Raw genomic sequence first — 20,231 nt, 5'->3', positions numbered from 1 at the left:
GGTTTAACATGCTAAAATTACACAATTTAAAATCAACAGAAGGTTCACGTAAAGACAAACACCGTGTTGGACGTGGGCACGCTGCTGGTAAAGGTAAACAAGCTGGACGTGGACAAAGTGGTCAAACAAAAAGAAACAATGTACGTTTAGGATTTGAAGGGGGACAAAACCCATGATACAGAAGAGTACCAAAAAGAGGATTTAAAAACGTTAACCACGTTGAATACCAAGTAGTTAACCTAGATGATTTAGAAAGAAAATTCAATTCAAACGAAGAAGTTAGCTTTGAAACACTATATAATTTAGGGTTAATTAAAAAATACGATCAACCAGTTAAAATTTTAGGTAGAGGTACATTAACCAAAGCTCTAAAAGTTACTGATGTTGACGCTATAAGCGCTTCAGCCGCAGAAGCAATAGCAAAAGCTGGAGGACAAATCATTTCTGTTGAGGATAAATAATGCAATTTAATAACAACAAAGATAAAAAACAAAAAATGTGAAAAATGTCATTTGATTCTAAGTTTGTTAAATTTCAAAATTCGTACAACGATTTTTGAAAAAATCACGAACTTATTAAAAAGACAATTTTTACTATTGTGTTACTAACCATTTTTGTTGCCGCAGGAACAATTACAATTCCGGGAATTCACCTTGTTAATCAAGATAGCTTAAACAGTGGCGATTTCTTAGGGATATTGAATTTAGTAGGTGGTGGAGGATTACGTAACTTTAGTATAGTTGCACTTGGAATTAGTCCTTTTATTACCGCTAGTTTGATCATGATGATTTTACAAACGAAATTATTCCCGCCTATATACCGTTTAAGTCAAGCCGGTCCGCAAGGAAGGGTTAAAATCAATATTATCACACGGTTCCTAACGTTAATATTTGCAATCACTCAATCGATTGTATTAACAAAAGCATTAAAAAATCCCACAACTGGATTTGGAATTCGTATCATTCCGGAGTTAGATACTAACTGATACGCCTATTTCTTATTACCACTGATTTTAATTGCAGGTTCATTATTTGCATTATTCATTGGTGAACATATTACTAATAAAGGGGTAGGAAACGGAACAAGTTTACTAATTTTCGCAGGAATCGCATCAAGCTTAATTCCTACATTCAAGAGTGCCTTTTTATTCTTTATTCCATCATTAAATGGAGACTCGCTAATTCTTAAAGAAATATTAAACTTTGGAGTCTATTTATTTGGTTACTTATTAGTTATATTCATTGTCGGATATTTCTATTTAGCGGAAAGAAGAATACCAATTCAACAAGTTGGAGCAGGGTTATCAAAAAATGAAAAAGAACTTTCATATTTACCATTAAAAGCTAATCCAGCCGGAATTATGTCAGTTATATTTTCATTAATGTTCTTATCATTACCAACAATGATTGCAGGATTATTTAATCCAGCAACAAGTAGTTATTATCAATGAGTTTATACTCACTTCCAAATGACTCAGGCTGTTGGTTTTTGATGTTTTGTAGTAGTTACATTCTTTTTTACAATATTAATGGGATTACAACAATCAAAAATTGATAAGATCAGTGAAGATTTCGCTAAAAACTCCACATTCATTCCAGGAATACGCCCTGGTGAACAAACAGAAGATTATTTAATTATTAAAATTTTAAATTTAAGTTTATTCTCAAGCGTATATTTAATATTAATCGGTTCAATGCGGTATGTAGAACAAATGTTCGGATTACCTGCTAATATTGGATACGGTGGTACTGGATTAATGATTCTAGTGTCTGTGTGCATTGAAACATTACAACAAATACAAGCACGTTTAAAAACGCAAGAATTATCCCGTAAACGTAAAAAAATTCTGTATTCGCAAATACATGGTGAAGAAGGTGATTTATTGTGATAAAAAACAATCAACAATTAAATTTAATTTTTTTAGGAGCTCCTGGTGCTGGTAAAGGTACAATAGCTAAAGAATTAGTAAAAAACAATCAATACTTTCAATTATCAACTGGTGATATGTTTAGAGAACAAATCAAAGCAAAAACACCACTTGGATTAAAAGTTATTGATATAACATCACGCGGACAATATGTTAGTGATGATATTACAAATGAATTAGTGCAAAACAAATTACAAACATTAACAAAAGATAATCAAAAATATATTTTAGATGGTTATCCAAGAACAATTGCTCAAGTCGAATTTTTAGAAACCCTTGAATTTACAAAAATAGACTATGTAGTATTGTTAGAAATTGAAGATCAAGTCATTATTGATAGGATCTCAAAACGTCGTGTTTGTCCAAATTGTTCTGCAACATACCACTTAGAATCAAAACCTTCAAAAGATGGTATTCATTGTGATTTTGATCAAACCGAGCTTATTCAACGCAAAGATGATCAAAGCGATGTGGTTTTAGATAGATTGAAAGTTTATAATGAGCAAACCAAACCGTTAATTGATTTTTATGAACAAAAAGGTAATTTATTACGTGTTAATGCTAACCAAAACATTAATAAAGTATATAATGATGTAATTAATGCCTTGGAATGTGTGAAAAATTAATGATAATAATCAAAAACGCTCAAGAAATTCAAGATATTAAAAAATCATGCCAAATCCTGGCAGAAGTAAAACAAATTGTTTTTGACTTCATAAGACCAGGGGTTTCTTTAAAAGAAATAGATAGCATCGCTTTTAAAGAAATTAAGAAAAGAAACGCAAAACCTGCGTTTCTTGGTCAATATGGGTTTCCATACACTTGTTGTATAAGTGTAAACGAGGAATTAATACATGGAATCCCGAGTGATAGAAAATTAGTAGAAGGAGACTTAGTTAAAGTTGACATGGGAGCTATTTGAAACGGAATGTACTCAGATAGTGCTTTTACAAAGTATGTTGGTTCAAACCCGACTGAAATCGATCTTAAACTAATTAAAGTTGCTAAAGATGCTTTTTATGCTGGTTTTAATGCAATCCAAGTTGGAAAAAGAATTGGAGATATTTCTAATGCTATTGGTAAAGTTATTAAACAAAATAATTTTTACACACCCGATGAATACGCGGGGCATGGAATTGGAAAATCATTACACGAAGACCCTACAGTATTTAATGATGGGAAAGCAAAAACTGGACCATTAATAAGAAATGGAATGGTTATATGTATTGAACCAATGATTTTACAACGTTCAAATCGGACAAAAGTTAAAAAAGACGACTGAACTGTTTACGATCCACTTGGATATAAAACTAGTCACTACGAACAAACAATTCTCATTGAAAATGATGAGGCTTTCATCTTAACAGGAGACAAAATTTAAATGGCAAAAGATGCAATCAAAATGGTAGGTAAAGTTACCAAAGTACACTCAACAAAAAACTTTATTGTGGAACTTGAAAATGGTATAGAAATACAAGCAACAGTTTCAGGGAAAATGTCACTATATAATATCAGAATCATCACAGGTGATGTTGTTGATGTGGAAATGAGCCCTTATGATTTAACTAAGGGTCGTATCGTTTACCGTCACAAATAACGAAAGGATATCAAATGAAAGTTCGTGCTTCAATCAAACGAATTTGCAAAGATTGCAAAGTTATTAAACGTAATGGTACAAATCGTATCATTTGTATAAACCCAAAACATAAACAAAGACAAGGATAATTAATATGGCTAGAGTTTTAAACGTCGAAATTCCTAACAACAAACGTGTAGTTATCTCATTAACATACATTTTTGGAATAGGGAAATCTTCTGCTCAAGAAATCTTGGCAAAAGCTGGTATCTCAGAAGATATTAGAGTTAAAGATTTAACAGAAGAACAATTAACAACAATTCGTGACATAGCAAAAGAATACTTAACAGAAGGTGAGCTACGTCGTGAAGTGTTACAAAATATTAAACGTCTAATGGAAATTAAATCATACCGTGGAATTAGACATCGTAAAGGACTTCCTGTACGTGGGCAAGTTACACAAAAAAATGCTCGTACAAGAAAAGGTCCACGTAAGACTGTTGCTGGAAAGAAAGGTAAATAATCATGGCTAAAAAGCAAAAAAAAGTTATTACCAGTGGTATCGCCCACGTTCATTCAACATATCAAAATACAATCGTTTCATTTAGTGATGAAAACGGTAATGTATTTGCATGATCATCATCAGGAGCAATTGGTTACAAAGGTACCAAGAAAAAAACTCCATACGCAGCAGGTTTAGCTGCACAAGCTGCTTTAGAAAAAGCTAAAGAATTTGGTCTAAAAGAAGTGAAAATTTTACTAAAAGGAGTTGGTGGTGGTAAATCAACAGCTCGTAAACAAATCGAAGCTTCAGGCTTAACAATCAAAGAAGTGAAGGATGTTACTCCTGTTCCACATAACGGAACACGTCCACCTAAAAAGATTTTAAAAAGAAAATAGAAAGTAGGTAATTATGGAAAAAATGGCAAAAATCAATTATTCAGAACTAACAAGTGAAAAAATCAATGATTTTATTTCAACTTTTAGTTTGAAACCGCTATCTCGTGGGTATGCAAATACTTTAGGGACAGCATTACGCCGTACTTTATTATCATCAATTACTTCATGTGCGTCATTCGCAGTTAAAATTAATGGTGTTAACCATGAGTTCGACATTTTAAAGGGTGTTAGAGAAGACATTGTAGAATTATTAGGAAACATTCGTCAAATTCGTTTTATTTACAATGAAGAACTTTTTGAAGCCCCAGGTTCATTTGTTAAAATTTATTTCCACACAAATAAAGATGGATTAATAACAGCTGGAGATATTGATTTTCCAAGCGGATTAGAAATTATTAACCCAGATCTTGAAATTGCACATTTATTCGAGGGCGAATTAGAATTCGAATTATACATTCGTGCTGGAAGAGGATTTATTGATTTTGAAGATAATAAACGTATTATTCGTGAATACGAAAACCGTTTTGAATCAAAAATCAAAAGTGGACAAGTTTTAGCTATTGATTCAGATTTTAGTCCAATCAAAAAAATCTCATATGAAGTAGAAGAATTAAACTCAGCTTCATTAGTTATTGAAGAAGAATTAAAATTACGTATCGAAACAGACGGTACTGTGACAGCGAAAGATGCACTATCACACGCTTCACAAATCTTAATAGCTCATTTCCAAGTAATTGGAAATATCGAAAACATTGAAGAAATCAATTTATTTGATAGCGTTAAAATTGAAAAAGAAAACAATGAAATGCGTTCAATGGATATTGAAAAACTTGAATTATCTGTACGTTCAATCAATGCACTACACCGTGCTGGATACCGTAAGGTAGAAGATTTATTAAGCTTAACAGAAGAAGAATTTAGCAATATTAAGAACTTAGGTAAAAAATCAGTTGACGACATCATGAACAAAATTTTACTTTTTAAAGAAAACTTAAATAAAGGAGAAGAATAATGGCAAATCCTGTGCAATTATATAGACGTAATTCTGAATGAAGAAAACACGTTGAACGTTCACTTGTAACTGATTGTTTAGTAAATGGTAAAGTAGAAACAACTTTAGCTAGAGCAAAACAATTACGTCGTAAAGTAGACAAAATGATTACTAAAGCAAAGAAAAACACCTTAGCAAGTCGTCGTGAAGCAGCAGCTTTTTTACGTGATGTTAAAGCTGAAGGTGACCGTGATGCGTTACAATACTTATTTGAAGTATTAGGACCTCGTTATAAAGACCGTAATGGTGGATACTGCCGTATCATCAAAAAAGGTTTCCGTCAAGGTGACGGAAGCGAAATGGCTATTTTACAATTAGTATAATAACCTCCAAATTTATAAACATTAAAACAATTAATTAAAAAAACTTAAGGAGACAAATTATGGCAATTGTACCAAAGAGAAAAACCTCTAAACAACGTAAACACTTACGTCGTAGCCACCACGCATTAAAAGCTAACACATATTCAAACTGTACAAACTGTTTAGAACCAGTTTTACCACACCGTCTATGTGTAAACTGTGGTTTTTATAAAGGACAAAAAGTAGCTGGTTTTAAAGCTAAAAAAGATAAATAATTCATCACACAAAATCAACCTAAAACGGTTGATTTTTTTTATTATTAATTGACTTGTATATTTTATTCAATGCATTTATTTAAAACTTATTTTTATATCTAAAAGAGTGTAAATAAGCTGAAAAACAAGGACGAATTTTTTTTAAAAATTTAATAAAAAGCAAATTTCATTATGCCACATTTAAAAATAATTAAATTTGAAAATATACAGTGAATTGTAAAAGCATCGCTGATCATATCAAACTTTAAATTACAATTTTCTTGCCTAAAATCATGTGTAATTTGGAGTGATATTAGCTATGGATAATTAAAAATAAAACAACAAGCGCACAAGTTTCTAAATCTCTAAAAAATCATTGTCATTAGTCATTTTCTTAACACAATAAATAAAAAAACTGCAAAATGTGTGGATTTTTTTTATATTTCAAATGAATACACTTTAAAAAAACTAACTAAAAACTAGAAAAATTTTAAACAATTTTGAAAAACAATTAATTTTGAATTTATTTAAAAAATGCAAGAAAAATTACCCTAAACGCCATTTTTTACAGCTGAAATATTTTTTTATATTTATTTGCCATACAAAATGAATTATATAAGTATAATTATGGCAGATAGTGGGAGGAAATGGGAATGTATGGTAAATACGAACGCTCGTTAGATGAAAAAAATAGACTAGTTGTTCCAGCGAAATTTCGTGAAGAACTTGGGTCTACATTTTTCATTACTTATGGGTTTGATAATTCCATTGCTGTAAGAAGTTCCGCTGAATGAAAAAAAATGGAAGAAAAATTGCAAGCCAATAATTCGCTTGATAAAGACTTTAGATTATTGTCTCGCCATATTCTTTCAAATACGGAGGAATTGACAATGGATAAATCCGGAAGGATTACTCTACCATCAAGATTTTTAGATCGTTCTGCTATCAAAAAAGAAATCGTTTTTATAGGTGTTGGAAATATGGCTGAAATATTTGCAAAAGAAGCTTATGAAAAACAAGAAATTTTACTTAATGATGAAGTTAACTTTGATGAATTAGCTCAAAAGCTTTACGAAGCGGGAGTTAAATTATAGATCAGTTACATATTCCAGTTTTATTAAATGAAAGCATAGACGCTTTAGAAATAAAACAAGACGGAATATACGTTGACTTAACATTAGGTAGAGCTGGTCACAGCTCAAAAATTTTAGAGAAATTAACAAACGGACACTTATATTGCTTTGATAAAGATATGAGTGCTATCGAAACAGGTCGCCAAAGACTTCAAAAAATAAATAATAATTTCACAATCATAAAAAGTGATTTTAGATATTTAACTGATGAATTAGCCGAACATAATGTATATTCGGTTGATGGTATATTGGCGGATCTTGGTGTATCTAGCCCTCAATTAGATGATGCAGAACGTGGATTTAGTTATTCTAAAGAAGCTAAATTAGACATGCGTATGGATCGTGATCAAGATTTTACAGCTTATGATGTTGTTAATAATTACTCACTCGAGCAACTTAATAGAATATTTATTAATAATGCTGATGTAAAGCTCGCTAAGCGAGTTGCTAAAGCAATTGTAGATAATAGACCTATTAATACAACTCTTGAACTTACTGAAGTAATTAAAAATGCATACCCAGCTGCAATATTAAGACAAAAAAACCCTTGTCGAGCAATATATCAAGCTATTCGAATCGAAGTCAACAACGAATTTGAATCTCTGCAAGAAATGCTACAAAAATCACTTAACTTATTAAAAGTGAACGGTAAATTAGCAATTATAACGTTTCATTCTATTGAAGATAGAATCGTTAAAAATTTCTTTAAAAGTTTAAGGTTAGAATCGGAAACGTATAAATTACCAGTACAAATTGATGAACCTTATAAGTTCAAAAAAATCACTGTAAGTAATACAGAAAAAGAAACTAACTACCGTGCTAGAAGCGCAACATTAAGAGTTTTAACAAAATTAAAATAATAAGGACACAAAATGGAAAGAAAAATCATCGTAATATTTAACATATACGACAAGACATTATCTATTAAAGCCATTGAAAAGCTTGAAGATAATTCTTTCCTTGTGCTTTATAAAGATAATCACATCCCAATTAGTAATTCTTTACCATTGTGTCAATTAGCAATAAAAAACATTGAATCAATTATCAATGGTAAATTAGAACATATTATATTATCATTTGAAGATGCAAATGATTATTACTTTTACACAAAAGAACAAAACGTTCAAATTAATTCAGTATTCTCGCCAGAAAACGCGTATGATATTGAAAAATCGTTAGAATATGACCCAGAAAACGGTCATCTAACAATGCAAAGAATATTGTCATTGAAATATTTAAATACTCAAGGTGAATGAGTTAATGCAAACACATACACTGATTTTGTTAATAAATATGTTTATGATTTAAAAATAAAACAACGTTTGAGTTTTATTAAAAAAGAAAAGTATGAATTCATAAAAAATATTATTAATAATATGGGATTAAAAATATTAAAAACAGTGAATTCAACGGAAGCTTTATCAGTTTATATGTCAAAAATTACTGATAAAAAAGAACGAAACGTGTTTATTAATATTAAACCAAACTGCGTGGCAATATCATATTTACACAACAATAATTTCATTAATTTTAAAAAATTAAGTTATGGATATAATGATTTGAATCAATTTATATCTAAAAAATTCAATATTGATATTGAGTTATCTACTTATTTAATTTCGAATATAAATTCATTGAAAACTATTCAAAAAAGCCCTTTGGTTTTCAGAAAAAATATTGACTATCAACAATTAAAAAATACAATCGACTCATTTTATAAAAACATTAGTTCCGAAGCTGAAATGTTATTGAAAATGAATAATGTGTTCGATAGCAAACACATTAACATTAGTCTATTGGAGAACAATTTTATTCGCCAAACAATTCAAAATAATAACAATAAAGATAAAGTAACCAATTTTAAAATAATTAATTCGCAAAAGCTAAGTTCAAACATTAATTTAGAAACCACTGCAATTATTGATTATTTAAACATTGACATCAGTGATCATGATGTCACTGATACATTAATCATTAATACTCAAGAAATGACACAAGTTAAATTTAAGAAAAATATGTGACAATGAGTAAAAAATGCGTTTAATACACTAGGAGTAAAAAATGGAAGATAATATACTAACTAGTATAGCTAAAATAAAAGTATTAGGTGTCGGTGGAGCTGGCAACAACTCAATACGGAGTTTGATCAACTCAGTAAATGTAGAAGGTGTTAGTTTTATTGCAATTAATACAGATAAACAAGCATTAAAAAACATCGCCAATGACGAACTGATCCTTCAAATTGGTAATGAACACGGACGCGGCGCAGGAGCTAAACCAGAAATTGGTAAAGAATCTGCTTTAACAAGTGAACAAGAAATTAAAAAAAGAATTAGTAATACTGAATTAGTTATTATCGCGGCAGGCATGGGTGGAGGAACAGGTACTGGTGCAAGTCCTGAAATAGCTAGAATGGCTAAAGAACAAGGCGCACTAACATTAGCTGTCATCACTACCCCCTTCGAATTTGAAGGACATAAAAGAATGCGTGTTGCCAAACAAGGTTTGGAAGAATTAAAAAAACACGTTGATGGATATATTATTGTAAGCAATGAAAAATTAATAAATGCATTCGGTGAATTACCATTGAATGACAGTTGAAAATATTCGAACAAAACATTAAAACAATTGATTCGTTCAATTATTGATATTACAACAATGCCTTCAGCTATCAATCTTGATTTTGCTGATTTACAAAGTTTAATATTAAATAATCCTGGAGAAATTGTAGTTGGTATAGGTAAAGCAAGTGGAACAGACAAAGCTCAAGTAGCTGTGACTAATGCTTTAAAAAGCCCGGTGCTTGAAACGAACATTATCGGTGCTAAAGAATGTATGGTACATGTTGCAATTGGTTCAAATGGGACTTTAAATGACATAAAAACAGTTGCAAACACAGTAAAAGAAATTATTGGACAAGATGTTGAGATTATGTTTGGTTATCACCAAATAGCTGATAAAAATAAAGAAAGCGCTGATAGTTTAACAGTAACTATTATTGCTGCTGGAATAAACTCGGATGTGCCTAAAAGTACGCAACAAATTCACGAAGAAGTTAATGCAAAAATATTGAATTCTAATATTCAATTCGAATCAGAAAGCACAAGAGAAATCTCGTTAAATGCTTCGAATGCGAATGATTACATTGCTAATAATTTCGCTGATACAAACGATTTCACAAACGAAAATTTACTTGAAGATGTATTTGGGTAATTTCGATGTCTTGAAGAAATTAAAATACTGTAAATTTTTTTTAAAAAACAAAGTTCGGGATTACCGAACTTTTTATTTAATTAATTTATATCAAGATTAAATAAATACATAGGTATTTAGTATAATCTACTATTATGATGCGTTTTATTGTAGAAAAAAAACTAAATAGCGATTTCTTTGAATTAACAAAAGAAACATTAAAACATATGAAAGTGGCAAGACAAATCAATAAACATTTCATATGCGTATTTGAAGAAGAATTTTATGAATGCGTTTTAGAGCAGGAAAAAGCCAAAATTATTCAAAAACTTAATTTAAATCATGAATATGAAAAACCCGTTGCCTTAGCAATACCATTAATTAGTTGAAAAAATTTTGAATTAGTTTTACAAAAAGCAACTGAGCTTGGTGTTACAGAATTTTATCCTTTCATAAGTCAATATTGTGAACTGAAAGAGACTGATTTCGAAAGAAAAAGAGACCGTTTTGAGAAGATAATTTTCGAAGCTTCACAACAATCATTTAGAAATCGTCAACCTTTTTTAAATAAAATAAAAAAATTTGATAAAATAATAACACTAGAATTTAAAAATAAATATCTAGCTCACGAAAAAACTAGCGCAGCAAATATTGCATCATATCCGAGTGATTCATTATTTGTTATAGGTCCCGAAGGTGGCTTTTCAGATACTGAAGTCAACCTTGCGCTGCAAAACAACTTTACAATTCTTAAATTAACAAAAACAATTCTTAGGGCAGAGACTGCCTGTTTATATGTTTTGTCAAGAGTTAATGAATAATTGTAACCAAATACAAACAGCATTATTTAAATACATTAAAAGGAAACAACATGCGTCAAACAACAATTATTAAACACTTAGAAGTGGAAAAAAAATGATACATCATTGATGCTAAAGGACAAGTATTAGGTCGTTTAAGCGCTCAAGTTGCATCAATCCTTAGAGGAAAAAATAAACCAACATTTACTCCAAACGTTGACATGGGGGACAATGTTATTATCATTAATGCTCAAGAAGTTGTTCTTACAGCCAACAAAGAGCAAGATAAAATGTACTACTCACACTCAGGATACCCTGGTGGATTAAAAGAAATTAACGCTAAAGATTTAAGAGCTAAAAAACCAACAGCTCTAGTTGAAAAAGCGATTAAAGGAATGCTACCACATACAAAATTAGGTAGAAAACAATTCAAAAATTTATACGTGTATGCAGGTTCAGAACACAAACACGAAGCACAACAACCAATAGCAATCGAGGTTAAATAATTATGGCAGATTTAAAATACTATGGACTAGGACGTCGTAAAAGTTCAGTAGCTAGAGTTTACGTTAAACCAGGAACAGGAAAATTCCTAATTAACAAAGTAGAAGCTAGAGAATATTTAAAAAGTGATATCTTATTAAAAGATGCTTTACAACCATTTGGATTAACAGAAACAGTTGGTAAATTTGACATAGTTGCTAACGTTAATGGTGGAGGGCTATCAGGACAAGCTGGGGCTATTAGATTAGGTATTGCCCGTGCATTATTAGAAGCTAGCGCAGATTACCGTCCAGCTTTAAAAGCAGCTGGAATGTTAACACGTGATGCTAGAGCTAAAGAACGTAAAAAATTCGGACTACGTAAAGCACGTCGTGCAAGACAATTCTCAAAACGTTAATTTATACAATATTCATAACAGAGCACATATTTGCTTTGTTATATATGCGAGCGTAGCTCAGCTGGTTAGAGCACACGACTGATAATCGTGAGGTCGATGGTTCGATCCCATTCGTTCGCACCATTTCATTAAAATGACCAAAAATACCCTAATGGGTATTTTTTTTGTTGTTGTAATGATAAACTATTACAAAATAATATATTTATTGCATAGGTGTAGCTGTTTGAAAACAAGTTTCAACAAAACAAAAAAATCAAAAAGACGCATCATGCTAGTAAAAAAACAATGTTCATTAATTACACAAGCAGTGCTTTATTTAATTGTCAAGACATTTGTCGATTATGACTTGTATTAGCAAATCTATGAGTGTTTTAATAATAACAACAGTAAATAACTAATACATAACAAAATCGCTTAATTGGTGATTAAATTAAATTCAACAGCCATTGTATATATGTTATTGATAATAAATAAAATCACACACAACTACTTAAAAACTTTTTATCCCGTTTTACACAATTTTTAAGCATAAAAATAAAAACATTTAATTTTTAAAAAAATACTGTTTTTACTGTATAATAAATTAGCATTTAGTTATGCGAGCGTAGCTCAGCTGGTTAGAGCACACGACTGATAATCGTGAGGTCGATGGTTCGATCCCATTCGTTCGCACCATTTCATGAAAATGACCAGATACCTTAGGGTATCTTTTTTTTATATTTAAATAAATAAAAATTTATATGTGTTATACTTGCATAGTTTAATATATAACTCACTCAGGATTCTCAATCAAATAAGAAATATTGCTATGGCTATTTAACAATGTTTAGTATGCATTAAGATTTTTGATATTAAACGATAATAATAAATAGAAACAAGGATACAATATGGAATCAACAAACAGAAGAAATGACAATAACAAAAGGGGATCATTTAATAAATCATTCAGACCAAATAGAAACAATTCATTTAATTCACAAAAAAGAAAATTTAATGACAATGGCGAAAAATGATTATCTTTCACAGATTTGAAAGAAATGATTTTCGATTTAACAAAAAGAGTTGAAACTCTTGAAAAACTTATCAAATAATAAATAAATTATTAAACACCTCGTGCGGGTGTTTTTTATTTTTAAAAAAAATAACGCCGAGTCTTATCGGCATTATTCAAATTAATTTTTATTCAATATCGTTGTTTGTTTGTTCGGTTTCTATTAAAACATTAGTTTGTTTTATACCTTTTAAATATTTAGATATATAAATTGTACCGCTTATTCATGATACCAAGCAACCCGCCATTAAAGGAATGTTAATATATAGTTGATTTAGTGATCATGTATCTGCGTTGTTGTATAAGAATGGTGCAGAAAGCGATACGCATAATAATGCCAATGAAACTAATATAGTTTTAATTTTTCCTCATCATGAAGCAGCTACGTTGATATTACGTGATACCGCAAACATTCTTGAACCATCAACAATAATGTCTCTGACAATGATAAGAACGATTAATGGAATGTAACTGAATTGAGTTAAGATTAAGAATAACATCATTGATACAGTCATGATTTTATCCGCAATTGGATCAAATATTTTTCCGAAAGTTGATACAGCGTCATATTTACGCGCTAGGTATCCGTCAGCAAAATCTGTTACCATTGCTACTGCGAATATAACAACGTTGATTCAGTATAAGATAAAGAATGCTGTGCCATGAATTGAAACGCCCTGCATAACACTCATGATTATAATGAATATTATTGCGAATAAAATTCTTGCAATTGTTAAATAGTTAGGAATTTTTTTATTGAATTTTTTACTCATAATATTTTTCCTCTATACTTTTTCTTATTTTGTTTTGGTATTCAAAATATTTTGTATCTTTTTCTAATTTTGATTCTAAATTTTCAAAATAATTTATTTCAGATAATAGTTTACTTTTTCAAACTGTTGGCTTGAAGCGTGTGAATGTTTCTAACTTAGCAACAAAGTCTTCATATGAATCATTTTCTCTAAAGTCTTTAAAATCATCTCGATTCAATAGTTTGTGAATTAATTTAACCCCACCGTTGTTTACTTCACTCATTTTATATTGTCCAATACTTACTTCAAAATCATCAATTTGTTTTTGTGAATAACGAATAATTTCGCAAATCGCAACAATATATTCACGGTAAAGTTCCTTGTTTATTTCGTTTTGTCTTTTTTTTGCGATAACAGCTTTTTTCTTTGAATACATTCCCTTGATTGTTTTGTACACAACAAAAATGAATATAAGCCCAAGAAGTATAGCTAAAAGTAATATACCGATGTTTCTTGTAAGAAAACCTCCATTGTCATCGGTATAAGGATTTTGCACATCGCTCAATAATATTGTTTCTATCATAATTTACTCCTTTTACTTTTTAATTATATACTTTAAAAGCTTAAAAAATAAAAATACACCATATAGGTGTATTGACTCTATAAACCACTTTTTGTACTCAATAATGAGCCCCAGTTATTTATCTAAGGTATTACTACCCTCCTGACGTCGGTTCATTTCCCTAAATCAGACTCTCTTACCATAATTTAGATTTCTAGCTCATGAAGTTTAACCTTTGCACTCTTACTCATTGAGCAGACTTAGTTTCTGTGTCACTAGTTGTCAGTATTGCTACTGCCTGAATTTATTAGACTCAGCATGATCACTACTTTCATCTCAGAAAGTGCTAGTGTGGATTTTCCTCTACACGTTTAGTGCAGCAACTGGGCAAGTCTTAATTATTATATATTTTTTCTTAAATAAAGTGTGTTTTTTTTACTTTTATATATATGAAAAGAATTTATAAAAGCTCATTATTGATGTTATCTTTTGTTTTGTGTGTTTCAACTGTCTTAGTGATTACAAATTTAAAAAAACATTCGCAACCCTCAAAACATTCAAATAACATTATTATTTATTTTTCTGGTGCTGTAAAATATCCCGGGAAAATAAGTATTGATAAAAACGAAAATTTTAAATCAGTTTTAAACAAGGTAGGCATTAAGTCTAATGCTGATTTTAGTAAAATTGATTTTTCACAGAAAATCGTGAATAACAAAAAATATTATATTCCTTACAAAAATGGCGAAAAAATCCATTGAAAAGATATTAAACAATTGGAAACTTTATTGAATTGGAAAATTTACAAAAAACAAGCTAAATTGATTTTGAATTTATTTAAAAACTCAACTGAATTAACATGAGAAAGTATTGAAAAAATAAATGGTGTGGGTGAAAAAACTATCAATATATTAAAAACAAAAATATTAATAAATTAGCTAGTTTTTTTGCCTTTTTAGCTTGTGTACTATTGTATGTAATTTTCCAATATCATTGATATCAATATATTGCAATTGAATTTCTTCTGGTATTCATTTGTTTTAACAATAAAAAATTTTGAAATCATTTTTTTATTATTTTTTCAATAATGATTTTTGCTTTATTGCTTGAATACTTATTATGAAATAATATTTGTGAAATTGATAATACGTATAAAATATTGAACAAATATAAAAACGGAATTGTAATTCGTCATTTGAATAAAAAAATATTTATTGAAACAAATACATCCATATTATCAAATTATGTATACGTTAAAGGTTATTTCAATACAATTTCAAATGATGATTTTTTAATTAAATTGGGTATTCGTTATCAATTAAATACATATGTAATAGAAAATATTAAAATTGATAATTTCACAACATTAATTGAATCTATTATCAATAAAAACAATTTAAATTCGAAGGAATTTATAAACATGTTTATTCTCGGTAAAAAAAATAACGATTCCACAATATATACAATGTTGAAAGATCTTAATTTATTGCATTTGTTTGTGATAAGCGGCTTTCATTTTTGAATCATTACCTATTTTCTTAATAAGATTTTATTTTTGATTAAATTGAATAAATACTTCGTTGATTATTTAATATTTTTTGTTTTATTGATGTATTTATCTTTATTAAATTTCCAATTATCTGCCTTGCGTTCTTTTATATATTTATTTTTATTGAGAACATTTCAACTTTTAAAAATAAAAGTCAATAATATTGACACATTTATTATTATGGCGTGTATATTAAGTTTTATCGATATAAATCAAGTAATAACAAAAGGTTATATATTGTCTATGTTATTAAGTTTTGCAGGTATAGTTATCGCTAATACTTCAATAAAATATAAAAAACTTGTTTATTCATTATTATGCTATGTTTTGTCAGTAACGATATTGAGCAATAGTATTAAAGTTGTTAATATATTTGGATATTTTTATCAGTTGCTATTTGGAATGTTAATCCCGATTTATTATTGTTATACTTTGATGTTTTTTTGATTTGTGTCTTTAAATAACTTATTGTTTGAATTGTTAAAGGATTTATTATTGTTTGCATACGATTTTTCTTTATTTATCCAAATCTTTTATATTCCCTTTTTTTATGTACTAATTTATTATCTGTTATTAATGTTGTATGCAATTTTTTATAAATTCAAAAATTCAAACGTTTAATTAAATAATATATAGCAGGTATTATATAATAGAAATATGTATTTAATTTATGGAAACGAGAATTTTTTTATTGAAGAAAATCTATCTAAAATAACAACAGAAAACATTAATATTTTAGATAGATACACATTTGATGAAACAGAAGATTATCAAACAATATTAACCACACTTGACAGTGTGAATCTTTTCAATAATAAAAAAATCGTTATCATTAAGAATTTACCACTGCTTTACAATAATAAAAAAGATGAACAAAAGTGTGTTGAATTCATTGATGTATTGAAAAATAATAAAGAAGATATTATAATTTTTTCTTTATATGAACCCAAAATCAAAACATTTAAACCTTCAATGTTATTTCAATACATATCTAAACAAACTAAAGCTATTCAATGTAATTCTTTGAAAGATTGAGAATTAGAAAAATTCATTATTTCTTATGTGGCTTCAAAAAAAGCTTATATAGATAAGGAAGCTGTGAGGGAATTAATCAGTAAGTTTCCCAACAATTTATTTATATTGACAAACGAAATTAAAAAATATTTGATTACCACACAGCATATTACAATTCAACATGTTAAAGATGATGATATTAGTATATCCGATAATGTAGAATTTGCTTTAAGTGATGCATTAATAAAAAAACAATCAAATGATTCAATAATGACTAAGTACAACGAACAAATCATGATGGGTGTTCCACCCGCTTTAATTATTGGGCAAATTGCGAACTTATTCAATAGTGCGCAGCAAATATATATACTAAAACAAATGAATAATAATTTAAAACAAATCGGTTTAATACTAAATATGCACGAATATCGTGTGCAATTAATTAATAATTATTTAGTGCAAACGGGTATTGAATCCATAAAACAATATATTGAAAAATTAGCGCAGATTGATATTGACATAAAAAGTGGTTTACTTGATGAATTTAATGCCTTAAATTATTTTATTATGCAAATTATTAAGTAGGTAATAATGGAAAAACTTCAAACAACAAAAATAAACGGCTATGAAATTAAAATTCATACTTTTTTTGATTCAAATAATTCGTCTTATGGTGATTACAATGGAGTTACAAAAAAAATTGAATATTTAAAATATCTCAAAATTAACACACTGTTTATCAATAATATTTTGAATTATTATCAAGAATCGGACGAATTAAATTTTATCCATGATCGTTATGGATCGATATTTGATTTTAATAAAATGGTAAATACATTAAAACAAAATGAAATCAATACAGGACCAGTTATTGATTTTCTTGAGTTAAAACAGTCATATAATAATTGACAAAGAGCGCAATCATTTTATAAGGAAACCAACAACAGTAATGTTTATTTAAAAAATACAACATTGCAAAAATATATAGCTTATGACGCGAGTTATAAAAATCAAGAAAAAGAAGCAACCGATTTACTCGAATATTTAGACAAAATCGCTGCATTTTACATTAAATTAAATTGTTCTGTATTGGTGTTCGATAATTTTGATCGGTATTTTTCATTCAGTACATCCAGTGCAAAAAATATTCTTTATTCAAAATTGCATGATTTTTATATGCATATTAAACAAACCTATCCAAACGTTTCAATTGTATTACGTTCGAAAACGTTAACATATTCTGAAAGTCAAAAAATACTGAAATTGTTAAACAAAATATGTGACTATATTTTCGTTAACAAATTTTCTGAATATGGATTGAATAAAAAATACAAAAATTTAATTATTGCTAAATTTGATTATACTCATTTCATCAAAGATATTAAAAGATACATGGATGATGATCGATATATTTTATCTTTATCATCCGATTATGTGGGACGAATTTGTTCACGTTGAGGAGATGAGTTGAATTTTAATTATGAAGCAGCTAAAACATTTTTGCTTGTAATAGCTAGTGCAAAAAATTCTTATTCAATTTATTATGGTGATGAGCTTGCAACGTTAAAAGTAAAAATAAAAAACACAAATGATTTCAACGAAGATAATATTAATGAATTAAAACGCTTATTACAATCTAAGAAAATAAATAACAATACGTTTTTAAATTCTATGCATTATTTAAACAAACTTTCTAACAATGCGTTAATGTCTTGATCGAATGAAAAATTTGCAGGATTTACAAAAAACCCGGTTACAAAATTCAATGTTAGCGAAAAATATCATGTAAATAATGTGGAAACCGAAAAAACAATTCACAATTCTTCACTTGTTTTTTGAAATTTATACATGAATCTATTGAACGAAAAAGATTTATTTGACTTATTTAATGCTAATAGAGTCAAAATATCTAAACATTTAGCGCGCAAAGGTATTATCAAAATTGTGAAATATTATGGTGGCGAAAAAGTGATTTATTTGTTAAATTTAACAAAACAACCACGAGCAGTCAAAATATCTAAACGAGCGAATATTTTATTTTCAACTTATTCTAATAAAATTTACACAAAATTGCCAAATACTTTAAACCCATTCGAAAGTGTAATTTATACCTTGTAGAAGGGTTTTTTTTCAATTTTTAGAACAATGAAAAAAAATATTTTTTCCAAAAATTTACATATTTGAAAATAATATAGTTTTTTTGTTATAATAAACGTGCAATATACAAAGACAATAACTGCGTAAGCTTAATTCGTTATCGAGTATATATCTATGTGTATTGTATTCCCAAGAAAATAAAGGAGACAAAATGAGCGATTTAAGAGATGCAAAAGTTTTAGTAGTTAATGAAATTACTGAAATGTTAGAAAATGCTAAAGCTCTTGTTGTTGCTAATTATCAAGGTTTAAACGTTGAACAATTACAAGAACTAAGAACAGAAGCAAAAGCTAACGGTGTAAGTTTAAAAGTTTTTAAAAACAGACTAGTTAAACATGCTGCAAGTAAATTAAACTACGATGCATTAAACGATCACTTAGCAGGGCAAAATATTTACGTTTTTGGTAACGATGATGATATTTCCGCTGCTAAATTAGTAGCAAATTTTGCTAAAAAACACAAAAAACTTGAAATCGTAGCTGGTATCTTTGAAAACAAAGTTATTAATGCTGATCAAGTTAAAGTTGTTGCAACATTGCCAACATACGAAGAAGCTCTAATGACATTAGGAAGCTCTTTATTAACACCATTAAGACATTTAGCAATGGGTCTTGATATGATGGTTAAAGAAAATAAAATACAAGGATAGGTAAAAATTATGGCTAAATTAACAAAAGACGAATTCATTTCAGCATTAAAAGAAATGAACATTAAAGAAGTTATGGAACTAGTTGAAGGGTTAAAAGAAGAATTTGGAATCGACCCATCAGCAGTTGCTGTAGCTGCTGCTGCACCAGCTGAAGCTGCTGGAGAAGCTAAAACAGAATTCAACGTTACTTTAAAAGCTGCTGGAGATCAAAAAGTTAACGTTATTAAAGCAGTTAAAGAATTAACAGGTTTAGGACTAATGGATGCTAAAAAATTAGTTGAATCAGCTCCTGCTGTTATTAAAGAAGCTGTTAAAAAAGAAGAAGCAGAAGACATTAAAGGTAAATTAGAAGCTGTTGGAGCTCAAGTAAGCATCGACTAATAATTTACAAAATAGAAATGGCATCTATGCCATTTTTGTTATTTATATAGAGTTTTTTATAGAAAATAAATTTCTATAAA

Annotated in this window: 27 protein-coding genes, 2 tRNA genes and 1 other RNA gene; 27 read left to right on the top strand and 3 right to left on the bottom strand. The window is 28.8% G+C overall.

Annotated features, from left to right (window positions below):
• Positions 1–8 precede the first annotated feature (8 nt).
• The 21 genes from rplO (at position 9) to HGG69_RS02200 (ending at position 13,127) form a co-directional block, all read left to right on the top strand.
• On the top strand, positions 9–461 hold the full coding sequence (gene rplO, locus HGG69_RS02300; RefSeq protein ID WP_169605180.1) for a 50S ribosomal protein L15: 453 nt from the start codon (positions 9–11) through the stop codon (positions 459–461).
• Positions 461–1,891 carry a preprotein translocase subunit SecY gene (gene secY / locus HGG69_RS02295; RefSeq protein ID WP_169605179.1) on the top strand — a complete coding sequence of 477 codons (1,431 nt, stop codon included), beginning with the start codon at positions 461–463 and terminating at the stop codon, positions 1,889–1,891. The genes rplO and secY overlap by 1 nt, the downstream gene beginning before the upstream one ends.
• Entirely contained in the window at positions 1,885–2,553 is a 669-nt protein-coding gene (locus HGG69_RS02290) for an adenylate kinase (protein ID WP_237077108.1), read from the top strand. Before secY ends, HGG69_RS02290 begins: the two co-directional genes overlap by 7 nt.
• Positions 2,553–3,308 carry a type I methionyl aminopeptidase gene (gene map, locus HGG69_RS02285; RefSeq protein ID WP_169605178.1) on the top strand — a complete coding sequence of 252 codons (756 nt, stop codon included), beginning with the start codon at positions 2,553–2,555 and terminating at the stop codon, positions 3,306–3,308. The genes HGG69_RS02290 and map overlap by 1 nt, the downstream gene beginning before the upstream one ends.
• Positions 3,309–3,524: a translation initiation factor IF-1 gene (gene infA / locus HGG69_RS02280; RefSeq protein WP_169605177.1), complete on the top strand. Its 216-nt coding sequence runs from the start codon at positions 3,309–3,311 to the stop codon at positions 3,522–3,524. It abuts the gene before it with no gap.
• A 14-nt stretch (positions 3,525–3,538) separates the two neighbouring features.
• Positions 3,539–3,652 (top strand): 50S ribosomal protein L36, encoded by a 114-nt coding sequence (gene rpmJ / locus HGG69_RS02275; protein ID WP_169605176.1) that lies wholly within the window; start codon positions 3,539–3,541, stop codon positions 3,650–3,652.
• Positions 3,653–3,657: 5 nt separating this feature from the next.
• Positions 3,658–4,026, top strand: coding sequence for a 30S ribosomal protein S13 (rpsM, locus tag HGG69_RS02270; protein ID WP_169605175.1), 369 nt, complete (start codon positions 3,658–3,660; stop codon positions 4,024–4,026).
• Between the two features lie 2 nt (positions 4,027–4,028).
• Positions 4,029–4,403, top strand: a complete 375-nt coding sequence (rpsK, locus tag HGG69_RS02265; protein WP_169605174.1) for a 30S ribosomal protein S11 — start codon at positions 4,029–4,031, stop codon at positions 4,401–4,403.
• Positions 4,404–4,416: 13 nt separating this feature from the next.
• Entirely contained in the window at positions 4,417–5,415 is a 999-nt protein-coding gene (locus HGG69_RS02260; RefSeq protein ID WP_169605173.1) for a DNA-directed RNA polymerase subunit alpha, read from the top strand.
• Complete coding sequence (gene rplQ, locus HGG69_RS02255; protein WP_169605172.1) at positions 5,415–5,777, top strand: 50S ribosomal protein L17; 363 nt, start codon at positions 5,415–5,417, stop codon at positions 5,775–5,777. The genes HGG69_RS02260 and rplQ overlap by 1 nt, the downstream gene beginning before the upstream one ends.
• Before the next feature lie 59 nt (positions 5,778–5,836).
• Positions 5,837–6,031: a 50S ribosomal protein L32 gene (gene rpmF / locus HGG69_RS02250; protein WP_169605171.1), complete on the top strand. Its 195-nt coding sequence runs from the start codon at positions 5,837–5,839 to the stop codon at positions 6,029–6,031.
• Positions 6,032–6,663: 632 nt separating this feature from the next.
• The gene (mraZ, locus tag HGG69_RS02245; RefSeq protein ID WP_169605170.1) at positions 6,664–7,104 is read left to right on the top strand and encodes a division/cell wall cluster transcriptional repressor MraZ; all 441 of its coding nucleotides are present in this window, start codon (positions 6,664–6,666) and stop codon (positions 7,102–7,104) included.
• On the top strand, positions 7,098–8,003 hold the full coding sequence (gene rsmH, locus HGG69_RS02240) for a 16S rRNA (cytosine(1402)-N(4))-methyltransferase RsmH (protein WP_336508885.1): 906 nt from the start codon (positions 7,098–7,100) through the stop codon (positions 8,001–8,003). The genes mraZ and rsmH overlap by 7 nt, the downstream gene beginning before the upstream one ends.
• A gap of 12 nt (positions 8,004–8,015) precedes the next feature.
• Positions 8,016–9,215, top strand: coding sequence for a hypothetical protein (locus tag HGG69_RS02235; RefSeq protein ID WP_169605169.1), 1,200 nt, complete (start codon positions 8,016–8,018; stop codon positions 9,213–9,215).
• Entirely contained in the window at positions 9,205–10,356 is a 1,152-nt protein-coding gene (ftsZ, locus tag HGG69_RS02230; protein ID WP_169605168.1) for a cell division protein FtsZ, read from the top strand. Before HGG69_RS02235 ends, ftsZ begins: the two co-directional genes overlap by 11 nt.
• 134 nt (positions 10,357–10,490) lie before the next feature.
• A complete protein-coding gene (locus HGG69_RS02225; RefSeq protein ID WP_169605167.1) occupies positions 10,491–11,156 on the top strand; it encodes a 16S rRNA (uracil(1498)-N(3))-methyltransferase in 666 nt (221 codons plus the stop codon).
• 50 nt (positions 11,157–11,206) lie between these two features.
• Entirely contained in the window at positions 11,207–11,641 is a 435-nt protein-coding gene (rplM, locus tag HGG69_RS02220) for a 50S ribosomal protein L13 (RefSeq protein ID WP_169605166.1), read from the top strand.
• A 2-nt stretch (positions 11,642–11,643) separates the two neighbouring features.
• A complete protein-coding gene (gene rpsI, locus HGG69_RS02215) occupies positions 11,644–12,036 on the top strand; it encodes a 30S ribosomal protein S9 (RefSeq protein WP_169605165.1) in 393 nt (130 codons plus the stop codon).
• Between the two features lie 46 nt (positions 12,037–12,082).
• Positions 12,083–12,159: transfer RNA gene (locus HGG69_RS02210), tRNA-Ile, on the top strand.
• Positions 12,160–12,634: 475 nt separating this feature from the next.
• Positions 12,635–12,711: transfer RNA gene (locus tag HGG69_RS02205), tRNA-Ile, on the top strand.
• A 212-nt stretch (positions 12,712–12,923) separates the two neighbouring features.
• Entirely contained in the window at positions 12,924–13,127 is a 204-nt protein-coding gene (locus HGG69_RS02200) for a hypothetical protein (RefSeq protein ID WP_169605164.1), read from the top strand.
• An 88-nt stretch (positions 13,128–13,215) separates the two neighbouring features.
• Here the strand turns inward: HGG69_RS02200 and pgsA are convergent, their stop codons facing one another.
• From pgsA to rnpB, 3 genes are all read right to left on the bottom strand, one after another.
• Positions 13,216–13,860: a CDP-diacylglycerol--glycerol-3-phosphate 3-phosphatidyltransferase gene (gene pgsA / locus HGG69_RS02195; protein WP_169605163.1), complete on the bottom strand. Its 645-nt coding sequence runs from the start codon at positions 13,858–13,860 to the stop codon at positions 13,216–13,218.
• Positions 13,853–14,422 (bottom strand): MHJ_0274 family protein, encoded by a 570-nt coding sequence (locus tag HGG69_RS02190; RefSeq protein WP_169605162.1) that lies wholly within the window; start codon positions 14,420–14,422, stop codon positions 13,853–13,855. Before HGG69_RS02190 ends, pgsA begins: the two co-directional genes overlap by 8 nt.
• A 75-nt stretch (positions 14,423–14,497) precedes the next feature.
• Positions 14,498–14,796: RNase P RNA component class B (rnpB, locus tag HGG69_RS02185), an RNA gene on the bottom strand.
• A gap of 54 nt (positions 14,797–14,850) precedes the next feature.
• Between rnpB and HGG69_RS02180 the strand changes: the two genes are divergently transcribed.
• The 6 genes from HGG69_RS02180 to rplL all read left to right on the top strand — a co-directional run bounded on the left by HGG69_RS02180 (position 14,851) and on the right by rplL (position 20,151).
• Positions 14,851–15,339 (top strand): MAG0490 family ComEA-like DNA-binding protein, encoded by a 489-nt coding sequence (locus HGG69_RS02180; RefSeq protein ID WP_169605161.1) that lies wholly within the window; start codon positions 14,851–14,853, stop codon positions 15,337–15,339.
• A 149-nt stretch (positions 15,340–15,488) separates the two neighbouring features.
• Positions 15,489–16,571 carry an MAG0480 family ComEC-like protein gene (locus tag HGG69_RS02175; RefSeq protein WP_169605160.1) on the top strand — a complete coding sequence of 361 codons (1,083 nt, stop codon included), beginning with the start codon at positions 15,489–15,491 and terminating at the stop codon, positions 16,569–16,571.
• Between the two features lie 36 nt (positions 16,572–16,607).
• Positions 16,608–17,549 carry a DNA polymerase III subunit delta gene (gene holA / locus HGG69_RS02170; RefSeq protein WP_169605159.1) on the top strand — a complete coding sequence of 314 codons (942 nt, stop codon included), beginning with the start codon at positions 16,608–16,610 and terminating at the stop codon, positions 17,547–17,549.
• Positions 17,550–17,555: 6 nt separating this feature from the next.
• A complete protein-coding gene (locus tag HGG69_RS02165; protein ID WP_169605158.1) occupies positions 17,556–19,082 on the top strand; it encodes an alpha-amylase family glycosyl hydrolase in 1,527 nt (508 codons plus the stop codon).
• Positions 19,083–19,272: 190 nt separating this feature from the next.
• On the top strand, positions 19,273–19,770 hold the full coding sequence (gene rplJ, locus HGG69_RS02160) for a 50S ribosomal protein L10 (protein ID WP_169605157.1): 498 nt from the start codon (positions 19,273–19,275) through the stop codon (positions 19,768–19,770).
• Between the two features lie 9 nt (positions 19,771–19,779).
• The gene (gene rplL / locus HGG69_RS02155; RefSeq protein WP_169605156.1) at positions 19,780–20,151 is read left to right on the top strand and encodes a 50S ribosomal protein L7/L12; all 372 of its coding nucleotides are present in this window, start codon (positions 19,780–19,782) and stop codon (positions 20,149–20,151) included.
• Positions 20,152–20,231: the final 80 nt, after the last annotated feature.

Source organism: Mycoplasma phocoenae, from assembly GCF_012934855.1.
Classification (GTDB): Bacteria; Bacillota_I; Bacilli_A; order Mycoplasmatales; family Metamycoplasmataceae; genus Metamycoplasma; species Metamycoplasma phocoenae.
The sequence above is the reverse complement of the archived record's forward strand: the minus strand, read 5'-3'. Positions and strand labels throughout refer to the sequence as shown.